Below are 21,821 nucleotides of genomic sequence, written 5' to 3' on the forward strand. Positions count from 1 at the left end.
CCCGCTCTGGCTCTCAGCAGTCAGCGTGACGGCCGTACACATCGTTGACTGTGTTCTTGGGCCCGCCACTCTGCAAGCGCCAATCATAAGCGCCGAGCCGCGAACAGTCGACTAATGCAAGCGGCCCACCCAATCGAGCGGGCGGTCGGTATGGAGTACTACGTCAGCGACGCCGACGGGGTGGGCGGCCGCCTCCGCTCCTCGCCCGCGGACTTCCGCGTCCGGGAACTGGAAGCGTTCGACACCGAACCGGTCGACGCGGACACCGGCGCGTACCCGCATCTCGTCTTCCGAGCGGAACTGCGCAACTGGGAGACAAACGACTTCGCCAGCAAGCTGTCGGACCGGCTGGGCATCTCTCGCGAGCGGGTGTCGTGGGCGGGCACGAAGGACAAGCGCGCGGTCACGACCCAGCTGTTCTCGGTGAAGGGGGTCGCGGCCGAGGACCTGCCCGAGATCGGCGGCACCGACATCGAGGTGGTCGGCCGTGCCGGCCGCCCGATTCTGTTCGGCGACCTGGCGGGCAACGCCTTCGAGATTGTCGTCCGGGACACCGAGAACACCGACAACGCCGCCAGCGTTGTGGCGGACCTCAGCGAGTTCGCCAGCGGGGACGACCTCACGGCGGGCGGCGACCGCGCCAGCGACGCCACGCTACCGGCCGGCGACACGACGGTCGGCGTGCCCAACTACTTCGGCCAGCAGCGGTTCGGGTCGCGCCGGCCGGTCACCCACGAGGTCGGGCTGGCCATCGCCCGCGGCGAGTGGAAGGACGCGGTACTCGCCTACGTAGGGAACCCCCACGAGCGCGAACCGGAGTCGACGCAGGCGGCGCGGGCGTACGTGGACGAAACCCACGACTGGGCCGGGGCGCTGGACGAGCTCCCGGGTGCGCTGGGCTACGAACGCTCCATCTGCCACCGACTGGTCGAGAACGGGGCCGACGAGCCGGCGGACTTCCGGGACGCCCTTGAGGCGCTGCCGTCGAATCTTCAGTCGCTGTTTGTCAACGCCGCCCAGTCGTACGTGTTCAACCGCATCCTCTCGGCGCGCCTGGACCGTGGGCTCCCCTTCGACCGGCCGGTCGAGGGCGACGTGGTCTGTTTCCGGGACAGCGACGCGCCTAAGGACTTCCCGATTCCGGACGCCGACCGAACCCAGGGGGTCACCGCCGAGCGGCTGTCGACCGTCGAGCGCCACTGCGAGCGCGGCCGGGCGTTCGTCACCGCGCCGCTTGTCGGGACCGACACCGAACTCGGCGGCGGTGAGCCGGGGGACATCGCCCGGAAAGTCCTCGACGACGTCGGCCTCGACCAGGGCGACTTCGACCTCCCCGGGGCGTTCGACAGCGACGGGACCCGCCGTGCTGTCCTGCTCCGGTCGGACCTAGGCGTCGAGCGCGACGGCGCCGACCTGACCTTCTCCTTTTCGCTGCCGAAAGGGAGCTACGCGACGGTCCTCCTCCGGGAGTTCCGGAAGGGGGACCCTGACGCGTAGCGGGCCGTCCGGGCTCGGTAACTGCCGCGGAATATGCAACGATTAAGTCCGGTCACACACGCCTTCTCGTATGGGCGAGCTACCGGACGAGTTTTCGTGTACCATCACCGACTGGGAGTACATCTACGGCCTCTGCCGGGACGTGGCAGACGACGTGAAAGCCGCCGAGTTCGAGCCCGACGTGGTCGTCGCGCTGGCACGGGGCGGTTGGTTCGGCGGGCGCTGCCTCTGTGACTTCCTCGGGCTGGACGACCTGGCGAGCCTGAAAGTCGAACACTACGTCGGGACCGCGGCGAAAGGCGAGGAGGCACAGATCAAGTACCCGCTGGCCGACGGCGCGGTCGAGGGCAAGGACGTGCTGGTCGTCGACGACATCGCCGACACCGGGCAGTCAATCCAGACGGCCGCGGAGTGCGTGCGCGACCGGAACCCGAGCAGCGTTCGGACGGCGACGCTCCAGTTGCTCCAGACCAGCGACCACCAGCCGGAGTTCGTCGGCGAGCGCCTCGACGAGTGGACCTGGGTCGTCTACCCCTGGAACTTCGTCGAGGATATGGTCGAACTCGTCGCAGGCGTGATGGAAAAGAGCGACCAGCAGAGCCACACCGAAGCCGACATCCGTCGGCTGCTGCGGGAGTACCACGGCGTCAGCCGCACGGACCTGGAAATCGCACAGCCGAACCGACTGGGCGAGGTCACGACCGAGATGGAACGGCGCGGCGTCGCTGAACCGGTCGGTGACGGCTGGCAACTCACCGACGACTGAGGCGGAGCGCGTCGCCGTTTCCCGGTCCGCACGGAAACAGCGTACACCAGCCCGTACGAGCGGGTCCGACAGGACGGGCTACAGTCGGTATTGCTCCTCCCCACCGGTCTCGTCGCTGGTCGGCACGCTTTCGCTGGCCACGATAAAAATACAGTTAGCGACGGCTGCGGCCGTCGTCCCGGACGTACTCTAACGCGCTGACGAACTGCTCTTTGTCGACCCGGTCCCCCGACTCCTCGAGCCGTTCACGAATTTTTGTCGGCGTCATGCGTATTGATAACATGGCCCTACATCGACATAATTCTTTCTCACCCGCTAACAGGTCCGGAGTGTGGCTCGGGTCTGGAACGGAAGACAGGATGCTATGCGTTGTATCGCGCCGTAGAAGCGGCCCGAACCGCTGTACCAAGGCGATGACCCCCCGTCGAGGGAATATATTTAATACGCTGGTTACCCATTGCAAACCATGGCCGCTTACGGCCGGCCGTCACTTCGAGACCTGTTCGATGAATCACCGACGCCGCACATCGCGCATCCACCGCGGAGTCACCATCGAGACTTCTACGTTGCCACAGACGGGTCCTTCAGACCCCACAACGGCACGACATCGACCGGCAGCGGGTCGAACAGCCCGACGGGCGGGCTGGGTGTCGTCATCGAGACCCTCGACGGTGAGCGCGTCGTCAGGCTGTCAGTCCCGGACACGTGTCCCGACAACAACGTCGCGGAGTATCGGGCACTCCATCTCGGACTCGACGTGCTTGCGAGACGCGCCCCGCCCGACGCTCGCGTCGGACTGCTCATCGACCACGACCAGCTCGCCGAGAACGTGAACGCGGAGGTGCTGGCCTCTCACGGCTCCGCCTACGACCCGCCACACTCCATCTCGGTCCCGCCGGCGACGGGACTGCACTGGCGCGGAATCCAGGCACGCATCAACGGGTTCGGCGAGGTCCGTGCCGCGCGGATCTCCGGCGACCGCAACCCCGCCCATCCGCTGGCGAACGCACCCGACCAGTACGCCCACGTCAACGGGGAGCCGGACCGGTGTGTCCTCCCTGACGCGCCGACCGTAAACGAACGCGTCCCGCCGCCGTCACGCGCAGAGCGTGGCGGCACGTCGGACTGACGTCGCCGGCAGCCGCGCCGGCCACGGTATCGCATTCTTCCACACCGCGTAGTCCTGTCGGAACCTCGTGTCGCTCGCAGTTCGGGTATCCGAAAGAATAACATACAGCGGTCGGTCTCTGCGGAACCACAACGACGGGTAGAGAATGGAGTAGCGGGTGACTTCGATACGTTCTTTCGGCCCTGTTTCACCGGAGATAATCTATATAAGTTATCAAGATAGTACACCCCGTCACGGCGTACGTTCAGGGAACGTCACACAGACCAAATTTTATGTATTAGAAATCGGATAGTATACGGTGGGAGGTGAGCTTCGTTGAGTACCAGAACCGATGGACCGGACGGTTTCAGCGGACAGTACGTCGAGCAACTGTTGCCGCGTCAGTCGCCGACGCGGCACGACCTCGTCCTCGCCGTCATCCCCGCGGTGTTCCTCCTCACACTCGTCGCCGCGGTCGTTCTGGGCCTCTCGCTTCAGATGGCAGTCGCTGGCGCATCGCTCGTCGGCGCTGTGGCGGTCATCGATGCCCTCTTTCTGCACCCCCCGACCCGCGGCCGACGGCGAGACGACACGTGACATCGCGTTCCGGCGACGGGCCTGAGCGCTGTGTCTTTTGACGGAGCTAGAGGCGGATTCTGAATCGCGTCACGAACGCCCGCAAAAGGACAGCGGAAACGTGGGCGAAAAACGCTCGCTCCGCTCGCGTCCGTTACTCCTGTTGAGCGTCGACGACGGCGACGCCGGCGAGATTCACGATATCTTTGACCTCGTCGCCGCGCTGGAGGACGTGGACCGGCTTGTCCATGCCGACGAGCATCGGTCCGATGGCCTCAGCGCCGCCCAGTCGCTGGAGGAGTTTGTAGCCGATGTTCCCGGCTTCGAGGTTGGGGAACACGAGGACGTTCGCCGCGTCGTCGAGCTCGGAGAACTCGTAGGTGTCTTTCAGGATGTCCTCGACGACGGCGGTGTCGGCCTGCATCTCGCCGTCGACGGGGAAGTCGACGCGGTCGTCGGCCTGCAGGCGGGAGACTGCCCTGCGGATCTTCTTGGTCCCGGGGTTGTCGACGCTGCCGAAGTTCGAGTACGACAGCATCGCCGCCCGCGGTTCGACGTTGAACCGACGGGCCAGTTCCCCGGTGTGGCGGGTGACCTCCTCCAGCACGCCCGCGTCGGGGTCCTGATTGACCGTGGTGTCCGCACAGAAGATGACGCGGTTCTTGAACGTCAGCATGTACACCCCGGCCGCGTAGTCGGCGTCGTCGGCCGTGCCGATGACCTGCAGCGGCGGGCGCAGGGCCGAGGGGTAGTGGTGGGTGAGCCCGGTCAGCATCGCGTCGGCGTCGCCCATCTCGACCATCACGCTGCCGAGGTAGTTCCCGTCCCGGACCAGCTCCTCGGCCTCGCGGCGCGTGACGCCCTTCCGCTGTCGGAGTTCGTACAGCCGGTCGGCGTAGTCGGCCACGTCGGCGGTCTCTGGGTCGACGACGACGGGATCGAACTCCAGGCCGAACTTCCGGCGCGTGGACTCGATGCGGTCGGCGTCACCGATGAGAACTGGCTCGGCGATGCCCTGTTCGACCAGCTGGTAGGCCGCGCGGATCATCTTCTCGTCGTGACCCTCAGAGAGCACGACCCGCTGGGGGTCGCTCTTGGCCTTGTTGAGCACGACCCGCATCATCTCGCGGGACTTGCCCAGTCGAGCTTCGAGCTTCTCGACGTAGGCGTCCGTGTCGATTTCCTTCCGTGCTGCGCCACTCTCGATGGCGGCCTCCGCGACCGCGGGGGTCACCTCGAACAGGACCCGCGGGTCCAGCGGTTTCGGGATGATGTAGTCGGGGCCGAACTGCAGCGGCTGGTCGCCGTAGGCCTTGACGACCTCGTCCGGCACGTCCTGCTTCGCGAGGTCGGCCAGCGCCCGTGCCGCCGCCACCTTCATGTCCTCGTTGATTTCGGTGGCCCGCACGTCGAGCGCGCCGCGGAAGATGAAGGGGAACCCGAGGACGTTGTTGACCTGATTCGGGTAGTCCGAACGGCCGGTCGCCATGATGACCGTGTCGTCGCGGGCGGACTTGGCGTCCTCGTAGGCGATTTCGGGGTCCGGGTTCGCCATCGCGAAGATGATTGGGTCGCTACCCATCGACCGCACCATCTCCTGGTCGACGATGCCGCCGACGGAGAGCCCGACGAACACGTCGGCTCCGTCCATCGCGTCGGCCAGGTCGCCCTCCGGGACGTCGCGGGCGAACTCCTGTTTGAACCGGTTGAGGTCCTCGTGGGCCGCTCGCTCCTCGGTGATGATGCCCGAGGAGTCACACATCGTGATGTTGTCCTTCGAGACGCCCAGTGAGACGTAGAACTTCGCCGAGGCTATAGCGGAGGCCCCTGCGCCGGAGAAGACGACGTCCAGTTCGTCCAGTTCCTTGTCGGCGATGTCGGCCGCGTTGACCATCGCCGCGCCGGAGATAATCGCAGTCCCGTGCTGGTCGTCGTGGAACACCGGGATGTCGAGTTTCTCGCTGAGGCGGCGCTCGACCTCGAAACACTCCGGCGCGGCGATGTCTTCGAGGTTGATGCCGCCGAAGGTCGGCTCCATCGCCTCCACCGTCTGTATCATCGCCTCGGCGTTGTCGGTGTCCAGTTCGATGTCGAACACGTCGATGTCGGCGAAGCGCTTGAACAGCACACCCTTCCCCTCCATGACGGGTTTCCCGGCTTCCGGACCGATATCTCCGAGGCCGAGCACGGCGGAGCCGTCGGAGACGACGCCGACGAGGTTCCCCTTCGCGGTGTACTCGAAGGCCCGCTCGGGGTCTTCGTCGATTTCCTTGCACGGTGCGGCCACCCCGGGCGAGTAGGCCAGCGAGAGGTCTCGCTGGGTGTTCGTCGGTTTCGTCGTCGCGATCTCTATCTTCCCTGGGGGCTCACTCCGGTGGTACTCCAGTGCGTCCTCGTCAAGTCCCATACCCCGACGTCGACCCCAACTGTAAAAAAGACAGGTTTACCGTCAACGGACGAGCGGTACAACGACACCTGTCGAATACCGGTGGCTCACAGCGGCTCTTTTCCCGGGCGGTCCTGCCGATGGGAACACGTCCGTCGCCGGAATGCCGCCACGATGACCCAGCCTCGGGCCTCAGTTCGCGTTGGTGAGTTCGCCGACCCGGTCGGTCAACTCGGTGACCGCGTCCTCCTGCCGGTCGGTCGCCTCGACGATCTCCCTGGTCGCCGTCTCGGCCTCCTGTGCGTGGTCCTGTGCGTCTTCGACCATCGAAGTCACGTCCTCGATAGCGCTCGCCTGGTCGTCGTTGGCGTCGGCGACCTCCTGGATGCCCCTCGTGGCCTCCTCGACGGCGTCGGAAACCTCATCCAGCGCGTCTAACGCATCCGATATCTCGGACTCCGCGTGCTCGACCTGCTCGTGGGTGGTTTCGACCATGTTCGCGGTCTCGTTCGCCTGGTCCTGAATCGTGGTGATGCTCGTCGATATCTCGGAGGCGTACTCGCTCGTCTCGTTGGCGAGCGTCTTCACTTCGTCTGCCACGACGGCGAACCCGCTCCCGCTCTCGCCGGCGCGGGCAGCCTCGATGTTGGCGTTCAGCGCGAGCATGTTCGTCTGTTCGGCCACGTCGGCGATGATGTCGACGATCTCGCTGACCTCGTCCATCTGGTCGTCGAGGTCGGTGACGGTGTCTACGAGGTCTTCGCTCGTCTCGGCGAGCTCGTCGGTGACGTCCATGACCGCCTCACCGGCGGCTGACCCGTCTTCGGCGGCCGTTTTCGCGCGCTTTGCCGCCGACGCTACTTCGCTCGATGTCGCGGCGACCTCCTCCATCCCGGCCCCGATGTTCTGGACGTTGTCGGCTGCCGTCGTGAGGGCGTCAGTCTGTTCGGTCACCCGGCCCTCGACGGTCTCGGCGGCGGAATTCGCCTGCTGGATGGTTGCTGCGAGTTGCTGGGTCTGTTCGTCCACCTGGTCCGCCAACCCCTCGACCTGCTCGGCCATGTCGTTGAGCGAGCCGACGACCTCGTACAGCTGGTCGTCGACGTACTCGCCGCCGTCGGTCCGGTCGAACGACGCCCGGGCGTCGAGCCGGCCGTTCTTGAGCGCGGCCATGGTCGATTTGACCTCTTCGACCAGGCTCGTCACGGCCTCGTGACGGTTGGCCTCGTCGGTCCGGTCCTGGACCATCTCGACGACGGCGATGAGCTCGTCCCCGTCGTAGATGGGGGCAGCGCTGAACGAGATGTTGCGTTCGTTCCCGTGCTGGTCGGCCATCACGCTCGTATCGCGGTACAGCGTGAAGTCCTCGTCGTCGACCTTCGGCACGTCGTACTCTGTGTGGGTGGTTTCGGGCGCATCGAGGACTTTGTCGGCGAGCGTCTTCCCGCGTCGACCGTCCGGATAGAAGGCCATGCTCGCCATCTCCATCTCCTGTGCCTCGGATTCGGAGACGCCGGTGAGGTCCTCCAGCGAGCTGTTCCAGGTGAGGATGTCGCCGTCCGTATCCAGAATAAAAAGCGGCGTCCCGATGTGGTGGAGCACGTCGTGGTAGTCGAGTCCCGCGACGGAACCGCTGTCCGACGGCGACCCGGTGAACGCGTCGACGCCGGTCCGGGTGACGTACTGTGCCGTCTCCAGCCCCTCGTGGAGCTCCGCCTCGACGGTGTCGATAGCGGCCTGTGCGTCCGGGCCGAGTTCGTCCCGGAGCTGATCGAACGCGCCTTCGACGAGCGATTCGGTGACAAAGCCCTGGGTCGCGACGAACTCGCCCCCGCTGATTCCGGCGGCCTCGTACTCGTCGATCAACGCCCGGAGCTCGTCGGGACCGAGTTCGAACTGTCGTTCGACGTGCTGGGACCCGATTGTGGCGCTGTCAGGGTCCTCGAAGCGGTCGCTGAGTCGCGCCGAGTCCGGGTCGACGGCGTCGGTCAGAAAGCGGGTCTGCCCGTCACTCGCGACGACTCCCCCGTCCGCCCGTCGGGCCGTAGCGTCCGAAGAACGGGACCTCTGGCCGTAGATGAAGGTACGGATTCGCTCGAACATAAGGTAACTATATTCGATTCCATGGAACCTGTAGATAAAGATGACCCCGGGAGTATCAGTAAAGATAATGGGGTCTACCGGACGAGTGGGAAAAGAGAGCATAAGTACGTGCAACCGAAGGTATAGGTATGACCACCCGTTTCCGCCGACTGGTGGCGACGACGACGGTGCTGACGTTCGCGCTCATCCTGCTTGGCGTGTACACCGGTGCAATCGGCGCCGGACTGACCTGTGAGGCACGCTGGCCGTTCTGTGACGGCTGGATGGGGCTGTTCCCCGCAAACTGGGCGAGCTTCGTCGAGTGGTTCCACCGCTTAGTCGCAATGATTACCGGTTTCGGCATCCTCGGTTCGACCGTCGCCGCCTGGCGCGGTGAGTACAGCCGGCGGATCAAGCTCGCGACAGGCATCGCCACGGTCGTGCTCCCGGTGCAGGTTCTCCTCGGCGCGAACACCATTTTCAACTTCGGCGCCACGGCGCAGGTGCTCCACCACGGGGCCGCACAGCTCATCTTCGGTGCGATGGTCGCAGCGACGGCGTGGGCATACACCGACACGGCGGCGTCCCCGTCGGTGCGCTCGGCCGAGAGCCAGCACACGGCACGCGCTGACGATTGAACACGAGTACCACTCCCGTGGTTAACACGTAAGATATATTCCGGTCTGTCGTGTGGTGGGGATTATGTCAGACGACGGTCTTTCACGACGCCAGTACCTCTCCACGGTCGGTGGAACCGCAGTAACTGTCTCACTCGCCGGCTGTTTCGGCGGCGGTGGCGGCGGTGGCGGCGCGACGGAAATCACCGCCGGGACTGCGCCCGGGTTCCCCCCGTTCGAGATGAAGCAGGACGGCGAACTCGTCGGGTTCGACATCGACCTGCTCGAGGCGGTCGTCGACGAGACCGACTACACCCTGGCCGGCTGGGAGGAGTACGAGTTCAAGTCCCTGATTCCGGCACTGACCAACGAGAACATCGACGTGGTCGCCGCGGGGATGACCATCAACGACGAGCGCGACGAGACCATCGACTTCACCGACCCGTACTACAGTTCGAACCAGGCGATTGTCGTCCGCGAAGGTGGGGACTTCTCGCCGTCGTCGCTGTCTGACCTCTCGGGGCGCGCCATCGGCGCACAGAAGGGCACCACCGGCGAGAGCACGGTGCAGGACGAACTCATCGAACCCGGGAACCTCGACGAGTCGAACTACAACTCCTATGGAAACTACGTGCTGGCGGTCGAGGACCTCCAGAACGGTAACATCGACGCGGTCGTCATCGACGAACCGGTCGCCCAGACCTTCGCCGCCCAGCGCCCGGTCACCATCGCCTTCACCTACGAGACGGGCGAGAACTTCGGGTTCGGCGTCCGGGAGGGCGACGACGAGTTCACGCAGGCGCTCAACGACGGCCTGGCCGCGGTGCAGGACGGGAGCACCTACCAGGACCTGACGAACAAGTGGTTCGGCCAGCAGTAACCGATGCCACCGCTCCCGCTGCAGAGTGACTGGGCGTTCGTCGTCGGGAACCTCGACCTGCTGCTCGTCGGCACGGGTGTCACGGTCGGACTGACAGCGGCGAGCATTCTGCTTGGCTTTCTGCTCGGGTTCCCGGCGGGGGCCGTCGAGGTGTACGGCCGCGGGCCGCTCAAACGCGCCGTCGAGACGGCCGGTGTCGTGCTCCGCGGAACGCCGCTGCTCGTCATCATCATCCTGCTGTTCTTCGGGCTCTCGGTGTCGAGCAGTGCCTTCGTGACGGCGACCGTCGCGCTCGGTCTCCGGAGCGCCGCCTATCAGTCACAGATCTTCCGCGGTGCGCTCCAGAGCGTCGACGAGGGACAGCTGGAAGCCGCTCGCGCTGTCGGCATGGGCCGACTCCAGGCGATACGCCACGTCGTCGTCCCGCAAGCGCTACGCCGGAGCGTCCCCGGCTTTCAAAACGAGTTCACCATCGTCCTGAAGGACACGAGCATCGCGATCGTCATCGGCCTCGGCGAGCTACTGACCGTCGGTCAGAACCTCTATCAGGGCGGGCAGAGCACGGCCGCACTCGAGATTTTCCTGACTGTGAGCCTCATCTACTTCGTTCTCACGGTGGTGACGAACCGCTCGCTCGACCGTCTCGACGACCGCTTCAGCATCCCCGGAGGTGAGCGGGCGTGAGCGACCCGCTGCTGGAACTCGACGACGTGTACAAGTCCTACGGCGAGGAACAGGTCCTCTCCGGCGTCAGCTTCGAGATGGACGCCGGCGACGTCGACGTGGTAATCGGCCCCAGCGGGAGCGGCAAGTCGACGATGCTGCGCTGTGTCAACCGCCTCACCGAGATCAACAGCGGCGACATCTACCTCGACGGGGAGTGTGTCACCGATGCCGACACCGACGTGAACGAACTCCGGAAGCAGGTGGGGATGGTGTTTCAGGATTTCAACCTCTTCGCCCATCTCACGGCGCTGGGAAACGTCACGCTCGGCCTGCAAAAGGTCCGTGGCATGGACAAAGCGGCGGCCCGAGAGCGGGGATACGAACACCTCGAACAGGTCGGGCTGCTGGACCAGGCCGACTCCTACCCCGCCGAACTCTCGGGCGGCCAGAAACAGCGGGTCGGCATCGCCCGCGCGCTCGCGATGGACCCGAAGCTCCTGCTTTTCGACGAGCCGACCAGCGCGCTCGACCCGGAACTCGTCGGCGAAGTGGTCGACGTGATGCGGGACCTCGCCGCCGAGGGCATCACGATGCTCGTCGTCAGCCACGAGATGGGGTTCGCGCGCTCGGCCGCGTCGGACATCATCTTCCTCGATGACGGGCGTATCGTCGAACACGGGCCGCCGGAACAGCTGTTCGAGAACCCGCAGGCGGCCCGTACCGGCGAGTTCCTCAGTCGCCTGGAGACGACCCACGAGGGGGAGTGACCGATGGGCACGCCGGAGTCTACGACTACCGGACGGACGATCCGCGCCCGTGCTGCCGGGCTGACCGACCAGCCGCTGGCGCTGCTTACCGTCGCGGTCTTCTGGACGTGGCTCGTCGTTCGGTGGACGAACGACTTCCTGCTGGACGGCGCGCTCATAGAGCGGGACACGTCCTTCTTCCCGACCGCGCCGTTCGAAGCGGTCGCGGCGACGCTCGGCGGTATCGCGTCGAACCTCGGACCGGTCGGCGTCCCGGTCGGCTGGGTCGCCGGCTTCTTCGAGTTCCTGGCGGCGTCGATTCCCTACCTGCCGCCGCTGGCGACCGGCGTGTGGGCGACGGTACTGCTGACAGTGCTGGGCATCGCACTGGGGTTCGTCATCGCCGTCCCGCTCAGCGTGGCTCGCGTGTACGGCGGGAGCGCCACCCGCTCGGTCGCGCTGGGGTACACTGAACTGTTCCGCGGAACGCCGCTGCTCGCCCAGCTGTTCGTCCTCTACTTCGCGACGCCGCTGACGGCGTACATCCGTGAACTGCCCACCGTCGGGGCCGGATTCATCCCCGCCCAGGCGTTCTGGGTGGCCGTCATCGCCTTTACCCTCAACAGCGCGGCCTACCAGTCGGAGTACATCCGCTCGGCGCTGAACTCCGTCCCCGAAGGCCAGCTCACTGCCGCTCGTTCGATCGGGCTCTCGAAGGTCGGGGGGATACGGCACGTCGTCCTGCCCCAGGGCCTGCGCTACGCGATTCCGGGCTGGTCGAACGAACTGGTGTACCTCATCAAGTACTCGTCGCTGGCGAGTTTCATCACCGTCCGCGAACTGTTCGAACGGACCGATGCCATCGCCAGCGAAACCTACCGGTACACGGAGCTGTTCGTCCTCGCCGGCCTGCTGTACCTGGCGCTGGTCATCTCGGCGTCGCTCCTGATGGAGTACGTCGAGGGGCGGGTCGCGATTCCCGGCCTCGGCACGACCGGCCGGTGACTACATGAAATCCGAGAGCCCGGACTGCTGGTCGTCCTCCTCGGCCGCCTCGCTCGCTGACTCGGTATCGTCGTCGGTACCCGTGTCATCACCGGACCCGGCACTTTCGTCGGCCGCGAGCGTCACCTGCTGCTCGCCGTTCTCTCCGTCGGCGCCGGCGTCGTCGTCTGTATCGCCGTCTGTTCCACTGCCTCCGTCTCCGCCGTCGGCACTCGCGCCGTCGAAGGCCCCGCCGGAGTGTTCGACGGCGGCTTCCTCCCTGAGCGTCTCGGCGTCGGCGACGATGTCCTGGACCTTGTTCGTGTCCTTCCCCGACCCGGTGACGAAGGACACGTGCTCGGCCTCCATATCGTAGGTCGCCGCCATCGCCACCGTCAGTTCGCGGTTCCGGCAGTGGTGGGTCATCGTCGCGAGAAACGGCATTATCTCCCGGCGGGCGGTCCGCATCGAGACGCCGTCGATGGCGGCTATCTGCTGGGCGACGTAGTCCCGGGTGTTCCGGGTCCCCTTCGACCGGCCGAGCTTCGACCAGTAGCTCGGCGGGCCGTAGCGCGTCCACCCGCCCTTCGTCCCGTCTCGGGCCGCGGCGACGCCGGCGGTCATGTTGTCGCCGGCGTACCGCCAGAACGAGTAGTTCTGCGTCTCACGCACCCGACCGAGCCACTGGTCGGCGTTCGAGAGGAACCCGTATGCCCGCACCAGTTCAGCGCCCTCGTAGTCCTTGGGCATGTTGTCCTCAATCCAGTTGATGAGGTCGTCCGGCGTCTCGTCCACGTCGTAGCTGGCCTCCAGGGCCTCCTGTGCGCCGGCCTCCTTGAGCACCACGTCGAGGTACTCGAAGATGCCCTCGGTCGTGTCGCGTTCGCCGGTAATGACGTCGTCGGCGGTCAGCCGCTCCGTCGTCTCGGCGATGGCCTGGAGGTCCTTGACCGCGCCCCGCAGGTCGCCGCTGTTCTGTTCTGCGAGTTCCTCCAGGGCGTCGGACTCGTACTCGACGCCCTCCTGCCGACAGAGGTCCCGGAGGACGGGGACGATGGAACGGGGCGAGACGTCCCGGAACTCGATGTCCTGACAGTTGTTCCGCAGGCCGTTCGACATCTCGTAGTACTCGTTGGCGATGAGCACCATCGGCTGGCTGGCCTCCTTGACCAGCGCGGTGATGGCCCGCGCGCCCCCGCGGTCGGCGTTGCCGTGGATGTTGTCTGCCTCGTCCATGATGACGAGTCGCCGGCCGCTCCCGCCGGCGGTCAGCGTCCCTGACTTGGCGGCTTCGCCGGCCACCCGGTTGATGACGTCCTTGGTCCGGGAGTCGCTGGCGTTGAGTTCGATGGTCGGCCACCCCATGTCGTTTGCCAGCGCGTGAGCAGCCGAGGTCTTCCCGATGCCCGGGGACCCGTGGACGATGACCGCCTCGCGGTGGTCGTCCCACGTCTCCGCCCACTTCTTGAGTGCGTCGCGGGCCTTGTCGTTGCCCCGCACCTCCGACAGCGTCGTCGGGCGGTACTTCTCCGTCCAATCCATTGGAGTGTGGTTGGCGCGACCGGCGTTTAGTGGTTGCGGAGCGATGCTCCCGACACGGCCAGAAGACATATTCCCGTCACTGGCCGCGGGCTAACCGACATGAGCGACACAGCCCGTCAGAGCTACGCGGTCGGTGCACTCGCCGGCGCCGCGGCGTTCGTCCTGACGTACGTCCTCGTCTACGCCCTGAGCATCGCCACCGTTCAGGACGCGTTGCTGACGACCGTTGCCGAGGCGTTCGGCGACGACCGGGCGGCCTGGAAGATCGTCGGCTGGGTGTTTTTCAACGCGCAGTTCGTGACGACGACGATAACCGTCACCGTCCCGTTCCTCGGCGGAACGTCGGCGGTCAACTTCATCGCCGAGACCGAGTCGCTGTCGCCGGTCCTGTACCTGCTCCCGCCGGCGGTGCTGACGGCCGCGGGGATCGCGACGGCCCGTATCGACGGGGCGACCGACATCGGCCGCGCGGTTCGTGTCGGTACAGCCGTCGTGCTGGGCTATCTCCCGCTTGCGGTGCTCGGGGCCGTTCTGTTCACCGTCAGCGCCGGCGACTCGGGACAGGGCGCTCCGACGCTGCTGACGGCAGTTGTCCTCGCCGGCGTCGTCTATCCCGCCGTCTTCGGGAGTGTCGGGGGCGCAATCGCGACCGTGGTCGGGGACTCGTAGCGGGCGCCCGCTCCTGAGGTTTTTCACGGAAGGCACGGCAAGCGGCTGCCAGCCCTGGCTCTCTCCACCTCCAATCGGACCTGTCGCGGTGTCTCCCCGGTCGTCGGCGTGGTCCTCATGCTCGCGATTACCGTCCTGCTGGCGGCGATAGTCGGCGGGGTCGCCCTGAACGTGACCACCGAGTCAGATCGGCGGACGCCGGTCGTTGCCCGGTCGACGGGGGAATTCGTGACTGGCCCGTCGAGTGGATGCGGTGCGAACACGGTGGCGATTCGACACGCCGGCGGTGACCCGGTCCCGGCCGGTGAACTGGAGATAGCTGTTGTACTCCCCGACGCCGACGCCCGCATCGTCGACCTGCCGGTTTCCGGGACGGCGCTTTCAGCGACCAACACTCACGACCCGGACAACGTCGTCTACGACTACTGTGTCGGTGGTGTCATCGCCAACGGGGGAAAGCGGTGGACCGCGGGCCGGGCTCTCACCTTCCAGTTGAATGCCGGGGGCGGCACTGTCGAACCGGGCGACACCATCGAGGTACGCGTCGTCCACACCCCCTCGGACGGCGTCCTGGCTGCGGTCGAACTGACCGCCCGCCAGTGAGCGCCCGTGGTTCCGATACCCTTTTATTCGAGACTCTCCAGCGTGTGAACTAATGGCAGGGGGCGCACGCGACGACCTCGCGGAGAAGATGGCGGGTGAGGTGGCACTGAGCGACGAGCCAGGGGCGACTCTTCGGAAGTGGCGCACCGACTTCGACGTTGCACAGACCGAACTCGCAGAAGAACTCGACGTGTCCCCGTCCGTGGTCTCGGATTACGAGAGCGGCCGCCGTGACAACCCCGGTATCGGCGTGGTCAGGCGGCTCGTCGTCGCGCTGCTCGACATCGACGAGGAGCGGGGCGGCGACCACATCCGCCAGCACGCCCGCGTCCTCTCGGCCGGGTTCGACAGCGACGTGGTCCACGACCTCCGGGAGTACTCCGCCAACGTCGGCGTCGAACGCGTCTACGACGCCATCGACGCCACGGAACTGTTCCGCGGCAGCCAGGACACCGTGGCGGGTCACACCGTCATCAACTCTATCGCCGCCATCACCCGCCTCTCTTCGGACGAGTTCTACCAGCTGTACGGCCAGTCGACGAACCGCGCGCTCGTGTTCACGAACGTGACCCGCGGCGAGTCGCCGCTGGTCGCGCTCCGGGTCGTCTCCCCGACCCCCAACGCGGTTATCCTGCATGGCCTTGACGAAGAGGCTGTCTGGGAGCACGCTCAGGACCTCGCCCGCATCGACGACTTCTCGCTGGCGATCACCGACATCGACCTGGAGGACCTGCTGGACGGCCTTCGGAGCCTTCCCTGAGGGCGTGGCCTTCGAGGCGTGTTGGAATGTCTCTGATGAAACAACGCGTCTCTCGCCTACTCACGGGTCGCTGCGCTCCCCGTTCGGTCTTCGAGAGTCCCCGCTTCGCTCGGACTCTCGCTATTCTCCACGGCTCCCTGCGGGGGCCGTTCCGATTCGAGGCCTCTCTCCGGTCGAGCCCTCGCTACTCACGGGTCGCTGCGCTCCTCCGTTCGCGTTTCGAGGTTCTCGCTCGCGTTGCTCGCTTCGAACCTCGCTACTCCACGTACCGGTACTTCCGCTCACCCATCCGGCCCCAGCCGTCGAAGGCGAACTCGTCTTCCGGCGCGGTGAACTCCTCGACGTCCGTCTCCGTCTCGTGGTTGTGAACGTCGTGGACCTGTTCGTACTCCTCGAACGAGATGTCGTAGCGGTTCCGGATCTGCTCGTCGATGCTGAGCGCACCGATCTCCGCCTCCCAGCCGGGCACGATTGTCTCGGCGTGGACCTCCGCCTGTGCGCCGGAGCCATACGAGGCGACCAGTAGCCGCGCCCCGTCCAGGTCCAGTCCGTTCTCGCGGGCGTGTTTCAGACCGGAGGCACGTGCGATGTGGACGGAACCGGTGTACCAGTTACCGACCTCGCGGGAGATCTCGAGCGTCGGCTCGATTGCGCTGGCGTACCAGTCCTGATAACGTTCGGTTTCGGTGAGTGCGTCGGTGTACTCCTTGATTGCGGCGTGGAACTCGTCGTCGGTCTCGAAATCCGCGCGCATGGGCTGGTGGCCGATCTCCTCGGCGACCAGGTCGCCCACGTCCGTACCGCGGATGATGTGTCGATAGCCCAGTGCCGCGGCCTTCCGGACCATGCCCGGGAACGGCGTGTGGAACGGAATCATCGCGTAGTCGCCCGGGTGGATGTCGCCGGCCACCTCGGCGAAGTCCTCCAGCGCCTCGCGCATGCGGGCGAGGTAGACGTTCACCGAGCGCTTCCCGTCGACGGACGGGAACTGCTGGTTCGGTTTGAGGAAGTCGGTCTCGTCGGCGCTGCCGTACCCCTGCTCGGTCGAGAGCTCGACCAGATTGGGGTCCTCGTCGACGAGCATCGCCACCGCACCGGCCCCCTGCGTGGCCTCGCCGGGGTCGTCGCGGGCGTACAGCGCGGTGTCGGTCGCGATGACGAGCGCGGCCCGACCGCGGTTCCGCCCGGCCTTGATCCAGTTGTAGGCGTCGTCGACGCTCTGTGTCCCCGAGATGCACGCGAACTTCCGCTCGCCCTTATTGGCGTGATGGAAGTTCTCGTCGTACACCTGTTCGAGACAGCCCGCGATGTACGTCGAGACGGGTTTGGAGTTGTCGAAGGCGCTCTCGGTCGCCACGTCGATGCGGCCGATATCCTCTGGGGTCAGACCCTTCCGGTCCATCAGCCGGTAGGCCGCGTTCGCGCCCATCGTGACGATGTCTTCGTACACGTCCGGGAACGACGAGGCGCGCAGGCCGAGGCCCTTCGTGTACTTCCCAGGGTCGTCCCCCTGGGCCGGCGCGAACGTCTCCGCGAGGTCGAGTTTGAGCTTCCCTGTCCAGATCTCCATGGCGTCGATACCGACTGCAGTCATTGCCGAAGAGTCAGCGCGTGCGTATAAATTACTGTCGACCAGAGCTTCGACGATTGTGGAAGCCAAGCCACAAATTACGAATCGCTAACAGGATCATCAGGCCCCATCTGCAATCTCGGTCCGGGAATCGGTCGCGCTGGTGGTAATGTTGAACGCCGTAACCCGAACCGTGTACTCGCTGTCCCACTGGCCGGGGGTGTGGTTCAGTGCCGCCGTTCCACTCGTATCGGCGACTCCGGAGTAGGTGTATACTTCCGAGTCCACAGTCGTTCCATCGGGACTGATTAGTTCTACGGTGACGTTCTGGATGTCACCGCTGGAACTGCTGGCACTCCAACTGGCCTCGAACTGGACGGTCGGGTCGTTGTTAGTACACTTCCCTTGTGGGTTCCGGTTGCAGTCCTGACTGTTATCTTGGATACCGTCAACGGTCGCATAGAACGGCTTGGAACCACCATTTCCGACAACAACCGTTTGCGTGTCGGTTGCCACTCCACCCAAGCCGTCCGAGACCCGGAGCGTCACGTCGTAAGTTCCGTCTTGACTGTAACTGTGAGACTGCATTTCCCCGGTTGCCTCGTAGGTACCGTCGCTCGTCCAGTCCCACTCGTAGGTCAGCGAATCGGCATCGGGATCGCTCGATCCGCTGGCGTCGAATGAAATCGACTGGTCCGCATCAGGGTTTTCCGTAGAGTACGCGAACTTAGCTGTCGGGTCCTCGTTATTGACACTAACGGTCTGGGTGTCTTCGCCTACTCGGTCCGTGCTGTCACCGACACGGCCGACGACGTATACAGTGTCGCCAGTGCGTGCACCATCCTCGGCTAGCGTAACAGTCGTCGATGCGCCGTCGTACGGTGAGCCTGTCTTCTTATCAAGTTGCGTAACCCGACTGGAACTATCGTACAGTATCGCGGTGTAGTTCGTAATATCGCCATCTAGATCCGTCGCTTCAAAGGTGACGGAAACGTCGTACTTTCCGCTGTTACCGGTTTCCGAGAGCTCTGTCTCGGTTATTGAAACGGTCGGCGAACTCCTGATGCCGACAGGCACGACCTCCGTTTGCCGTCGCGATGCACCGTCGTTGTCGGTCACCCGTAGGGTGACATTTTTTTTGCCGCTTCCGGTGTACGAATGCGTCACCGTCTCCCCGGTTATCTCGTAGGTCCCATCGCTGGTCCAGTCCCATTCATAGCTCTTTATGCTACCGTCCGGGTCGTCCGACCCTGATCCGTCGAACGTTATCTCCTCGTCCGTCCCGGGTTCGGTCGGGTCGTACGTGAACGACACGTCGGGATTCTGGTTGTACACCGTCACGGTCTCCGTCCGGTTCGCCGTCCGGCCGTCGTCGGCTGTGATCGTCAGCGTGACCGGGTAGTCGCCGTTGTCCGGGAAAGAGTAGGTGGCCGTCTCGCCGTTTGCCGTCTTGTCTCCGTTGTTGAAGTCCCACTCGTAGCTCGCGATACTACCGTCCTCGAACTCGCTGTCGCTCGCGTCGAAGTCGACGGTCGACGCCGGCGTTGGATTCTGTGGATCGTATGTAAACCGCGCGAAGCTCGTCACTCTGACGTTGATTTGCTCCCGATCGAGAACCGCGTTGGAGGGGACGTGAATTGCGATGAGTGTGAGCTGATTGCCGGTGACCGCGTTGCTACGACGCCAGCTATCGCCGCGTTCGAACCGCGTGTCATCGGCCCCGACCCGCTGGGTGTAGGAGTCAAGCGAGTGACGCACTCGTTGGTTCCCGTCGGTGACGATGTCGACGTCGGATCGGGGGAGCGAATCGCCCCCGTTGTGGGTCACCGTCACGTGCTGGCTCGTTGCAGCTCCCTGAATGTCGACGACGGGTGTCTGAGAGTTTGTCCCGTTCCCCGAGAGGACGATCCCTCCGACCACAGCGGTGATCACGACAACTACGCCGGTCAGCAGGACGACACCGACCGTCTCAGACTGAGCGCGGTCGGTCGAGAGCAGGTGGGGAACTTTCATTGGCTGTTCGACAGTCAGCTGAGTGAGACGAAGTACAAGGCTGTTTCTCCGGTTTCAAGTTTGAGCGACAATATGAGCCAATCTTGCTGATTAGGATTGTTATTGAATTCGATCTCGACGTTCGTGACAGTGTTGCCACCGGTTAATTCGATCTTTGGAGTGAGTGTTTCGAAATTACCACCGATGTCGAGGGTTGCCGAATCGCTTCCGGCGCCTTCCTCCCGGATACCACCTTCAGTTGGGGAGTTCCCCGTGTTCGATTCGTAGAAATTGATTCGCGCCTCCGTGATGTTGTTCGTGCCACCGGTGTTGTTGAATTCCAGCGTGACCGTCTGTTTGTTGAACGTCTCGCCTTCCAGCGTGATATCGCCCGGCGAGGCCGGGTTGATCTCGTTCGTGCCGCCACCTCTCGCACCCGAAGGCGGCGTCTCCCCCACACCGACTGGGCCGCACTCGATTGTGTAGTCGCCGGTGAGTGTAAGCGTCACTTCGCCGCCGCTGACGTCGATGTTACTGGGGTCGACCTCGCCGTCGAGGAGCCTTACCCAGGTGTCCTCACTCGCCCGCGTTGGAAGCGTTATTGTGGGGTCAGTCACCCCCGTCGTATCGAGGCGACCGGCCCGCGGTTCGACGGCGACTGTCTGGCTTCCGCCGGTGTTGAAGTCGTTCGTTAATGGGACGATCTGTATTTGGTCGCCACGGACGAGCGTCTGATCGGTCAGCGCCACCGAACTGTCGCCGAAATCGTGCAGCAGAAACGAACTCTCGTAGCGAATCGTCCCGGCGCCGTCGTAAGCGGAGTACTCGGGAGTATATTCGATAAAGCGCGTCTGGACGGGGCTACCGGGACAGACCTCGTCCGTCTTGTCTGTTCCGCCCTCTTCGATCGTAATCGGCTCTGCTGGCGTCGTGTACAGCGATCCCGACGGCCGCGGCGGGTTAATAGCGGCCACCCGTGCCGGGAAACTCGTCCCCAGCGCCACCTCGGCGTAGCCGTCATTGCCGCCGGTGTACGTCTCCAGCAGGGTGTTTCGCACGTCGATCATGTCCCGCTGCACCTCCTGGTTGTGGTTGAACTCCACCTCCCGGTTTTGCTCCGGCACGGCAAACGCCTGGTACGACGAGAAGGCGATGATCAGCACACCGAACAACAGCACAGCCCCGACCTGTACTGACTGTGCACGCTCATCGCCCGTGAAAGTCATGGCGGTGAGTTACGGAGACGGTGATAAAAACCTGACTGCCGAATTATCAACTCTCGTCTTCTTCGACGACTTCCGGGTCACTCATCGCGGTCTGGAGACTGTCGAGTCCGTTGACCCACTCGGAGACGAGCCCGTATTCGAGGTCCTCGACGACTTGCATCGGAAGCTCCGACCCATCGATTATCAGCGTGCCGGCCTGCACACAGTAGCCGAGCGCCGCGTCGAGGTCCTCACCGGCTTCCGCGTCCGCGGCGGCCTCGATGTAGTCCGTGACCGTCGCGTCGTCTGCGGCACCTTCGGCAACGAACTCCTCTGCCGCGTAGAACACGCACAGCAGCGAGGTCTGGACGCCGTCGATCAGCATCACGGTCTCCTCGTCGTCGATGTCGATGTCGTCGAGAACGATCTCCCGGACGCCGGCAAGCTCGTCGAGCGTCGCCTCTTCGTCCAGCGGCCCGTCCTCGTAGTCCGTGAGGATCTTCGCGACCGCGATCGCGGCGTCGTCCTGTAGGTTCAACAGGAGTCGCGCCGAATCCTCGTCTTCAGGGTCGACGTCTTCTTCCTCGATACGGTCTAGCCAGTTCTGCCAGCGTTCTTCGGTGTAATACTCCCCCGGCGGAGTGCTCATACCAGTCCGTTCGTGCCGTTGGGGATAGTAGTTTCGACCGGCGGCCACTCCACTTCGGAATTACCGTCGCTCGGAAAGACCGGAAGAACCGGTTTTCAGCCTTCGAGACGGCTGTTCTGTCGAGTTTTTCCACAGTCTGTGTACTTCCCACACGTGTCACGGTCGCCCTCGGGGAACGTACTTTTATGACAGCAGAACGTGATATGAGGTAGCATGGCACAGCGACAGCCGGCCGCGACATGCTGCGGACCGCTCGACCCGGCCGCAGTCGCCACGCTGGCCAAACGTGTCGGTCTGGCGCTGACAGCCGTGGCACTGCCGGTCGCCATCGGCGCGTTCACCGGCATGGCCCTCGCCGCCGGATCGCTCCCGGCCGCGACCGACGCCGCGGCCGCGGCGATGAACGGCCCGCTGACAGCGGAGCAGGGGCTGTCCTGGCTGTTCTACGTCAGCACGCTCGGGACCGCACTGGGATGCTGGGTTCTCGGGCTGGGGCTCCTCCTCGACGGCCTCGACCTGTAGG

General features: G+C 64.9%; 20 protein-coding genes. 13 read left to right on the plus strand and 7 right to left on the minus strand.

Annotated features, from left to right (window positions below; genetic code table 11):
* The first annotated feature begins 114 nt into the window (after positions 1-114).
* The 4 genes from truD to KZ498_RS15570 all read left to right on the plus strand — a co-directional run bounded on the left by truD (position 115) and on the right by KZ498_RS15570 (position 3,968).
* Positions 115-1,497 carry a tRNA pseudouridine(13) synthase TruD gene (gene truD, locus KZ498_RS15555; RefSeq protein ID WP_312619960.1) on the plus strand — a complete coding sequence of 461 codons (1,383 nt, stop codon included), beginning with the start codon at positions 115-117 and terminating at the stop codon, positions 1,495-1,497.
* A 70-nt stretch (positions 1,498-1,567) separates the two neighbouring features.
* Positions 1,568-2,263 (plus strand): phosphoribosyltransferase, encoded by a 696-nt coding sequence (locus tag KZ498_RS15560; protein WP_312619961.1) that lies wholly within the window; start codon positions 1,568-1,570, stop codon positions 2,261-2,263.
* 466 nt (positions 2,264-2,729) lie between these two features.
* Entirely contained in the window at positions 2,730-3,392 is a 663-nt protein-coding gene (locus KZ498_RS15565; protein WP_312619962.1) for a ribonuclease H, read from the plus strand.
* A gap of 315 nt (positions 3,393-3,707) precedes the next feature.
* On the plus strand, positions 3,708-3,968 hold the full coding sequence (locus KZ498_RS15570; protein ID WP_312619963.1) for a hypothetical protein: 261 nt from the start codon (positions 3,708-3,710) through the stop codon (positions 3,966-3,968).
* 133 nt (positions 3,969-4,101) lie between these two features.
* Here KZ498_RS15570 and KZ498_RS15575 read toward each other — a convergent pair whose 3' ends face one another.
* Positions 4,102-6,354, minus strand: coding sequence for an NADP-dependent malic enzyme (locus tag KZ498_RS15575; RefSeq protein ID WP_312619964.1), 2,253 nt, complete (start codon positions 6,352-6,354; stop codon positions 4,102-4,104).
* 171 nt (positions 6,355-6,525) lie between these two features.
* On the minus strand, positions 6,526-8,436 hold the full coding sequence (locus KZ498_RS15580) for a methyl-accepting chemotaxis protein (RefSeq protein ID WP_312619965.1): 1,911 nt from the start codon (positions 8,434-8,436) through the stop codon (positions 6,526-6,528).
* 128 nt (positions 8,437-8,564) lie between these two features.
* On the opposite strand from KZ498_RS15580, the gene KZ498_RS15585 reads away from it, so the two are divergent.
* The 5 genes from KZ498_RS15585 to KZ498_RS15605 all read left to right on the plus strand — a co-directional run bounded on the left by KZ498_RS15585 (position 8,565) and on the right by KZ498_RS15605 (position 12,329).
* Positions 8,565-9,053 (plus strand): cytochrome AA3 biosynthesis protein, encoded by a 489-nt coding sequence (locus KZ498_RS15585; RefSeq protein ID WP_312619966.1) that lies wholly within the window; start codon positions 8,565-8,567, stop codon positions 9,051-9,053.
* A gap of 64 nt (positions 9,054-9,117) precedes the next feature.
* Positions 9,118-9,912 carry a basic amino acid ABC transporter substrate-binding protein gene (locus KZ498_RS15590; RefSeq protein WP_312619967.1) on the plus strand — a complete coding sequence of 265 codons (795 nt, stop codon included), beginning with the start codon at positions 9,118-9,120 and terminating at the stop codon, positions 9,910-9,912.
* Between the two features lie 3 nt (positions 9,913-9,915).
* On the plus strand, positions 9,916-10,596 hold the full coding sequence (locus tag KZ498_RS15595) for an amino acid ABC transporter permease (protein ID WP_312619968.1): 681 nt from the start codon (positions 9,916-9,918) through the stop codon (positions 10,594-10,596).
* Positions 10,593-11,345, plus strand: coding sequence for an amino acid ABC transporter ATP-binding protein (locus tag KZ498_RS15600; protein WP_312619969.1), 753 nt, complete (start codon positions 10,593-10,595; stop codon positions 11,343-11,345). Before KZ498_RS15595 ends, KZ498_RS15600 begins: the two co-directional genes overlap by 4 nt.
* A 3-nt stretch (positions 11,346-11,348) precedes the next feature.
* Positions 11,349-12,329: an amino acid ABC transporter permease gene (locus KZ498_RS15605; RefSeq protein WP_312619970.1), complete on the plus strand. Its 981-nt coding sequence runs from the start codon at positions 11,349-11,351 to the stop codon at positions 12,327-12,329.
* Here KZ498_RS15605 and KZ498_RS15610 read toward each other — a convergent pair whose 3' ends face one another.
* On the minus strand, positions 12,330-13,850 hold the full coding sequence (locus KZ498_RS15610; protein WP_312619971.1) for a replication factor C large subunit: 1,521 nt from the start codon (positions 13,848-13,850) through the stop codon (positions 12,330-12,332). It lies immediately after the preceding gene.
* Positions 13,851-13,949: 99 nt separating this feature from the next.
* On the opposite strand from KZ498_RS15610, the gene KZ498_RS15615 reads away from it, so the two are divergent.
* The 3 genes from KZ498_RS15615 to KZ498_RS15625 are packed head-to-tail and all read left to right on the plus strand — an operon-like array spanning position 13,950 to position 15,882.
* A complete protein-coding gene (locus KZ498_RS15615) occupies positions 13,950-14,519 on the plus strand; it encodes a hypothetical protein (RefSeq protein ID WP_312619973.1) in 570 nt (189 codons plus the stop codon).
* A gap of 54 nt (positions 14,520-14,573) precedes the next feature.
* Positions 14,574-15,122 carry a type IV pilin N-terminal domain-containing protein gene (locus KZ498_RS15620; RefSeq protein ID WP_312620156.1) on the plus strand — a complete coding sequence of 183 codons (549 nt, stop codon included), beginning with the start codon at positions 14,574-14,576 and terminating at the stop codon, positions 15,120-15,122.
* 52 nt (positions 15,123-15,174) lie between these two features.
* Positions 15,175-15,882: a helix-turn-helix domain-containing protein gene (locus KZ498_RS15625; protein ID WP_312619974.1), complete on the plus strand. Its 708-nt coding sequence runs from the start codon at positions 15,175-15,177 to the stop codon at positions 15,880-15,882.
* Positions 15,883-16,138: 256 nt separating this feature from the next.
* On the opposite strand, the gene hmgB is transcribed toward KZ498_RS15625, so the two are convergent.
* The 4 genes from hmgB to KZ498_RS15645 all read right to left on the minus strand — a co-directional run bounded on the left by hmgB (position 16,139) and on the right by KZ498_RS15645 (position 21,298).
* On the minus strand, positions 16,139-17,476 hold the full coding sequence (hmgB, locus tag KZ498_RS15630; RefSeq protein WP_312619975.1) for a hydroxymethylglutaryl-CoA synthase: 1,338 nt from the start codon (positions 17,474-17,476) through the stop codon (positions 16,139-16,141).
* Positions 17,477-17,572: 96 nt separating this feature from the next.
* On the minus strand, positions 17,573-19,465 hold the full coding sequence (locus KZ498_RS15635; RefSeq protein ID WP_312619976.1) for a PKD domain-containing protein: 1,893 nt from the start codon (positions 19,463-19,465) through the stop codon (positions 17,573-17,575).
* Between the two features lie 14 nt (positions 19,466-19,479).
* Entirely contained in the window at positions 19,480-20,670 is a 1,191-nt protein-coding gene (locus KZ498_RS15640) for a hypothetical protein (RefSeq protein ID WP_312619977.1), read from the minus strand.
* A 46-nt stretch (positions 20,671-20,716) separates the two neighbouring features.
* Positions 20,717-21,298, minus strand: a complete 582-nt coding sequence (locus KZ498_RS15645; RefSeq protein ID WP_312619978.1) for a DUF2150 family protein — start codon at positions 21,296-21,298, stop codon at positions 20,717-20,719.
* 213 nt (positions 21,299-21,511) lie between these two features.
* Here KZ498_RS15645 and KZ498_RS15650 point away from each other — a divergent pair, with 213 nt between their 5' ends.
* The gene (locus KZ498_RS15650) at positions 21,512-21,820 is read left to right on the plus strand and encodes a hypothetical protein (protein WP_312619980.1); all 309 of its coding nucleotides are present in this window, start codon (positions 21,512-21,514) and stop codon (positions 21,818-21,820) included.
* Position 21,821 lies beyond the last annotated feature (1 nt).

Origin of the sequence: Haloarcula sp. 1CSR25-25 (genome assembly GCF_032027985.1) — an archaeon.
Lineage (GTDB): Archaea > Halobacteriota > Halobacteria > Halobacteriales > Haloarculaceae > Haloarcula.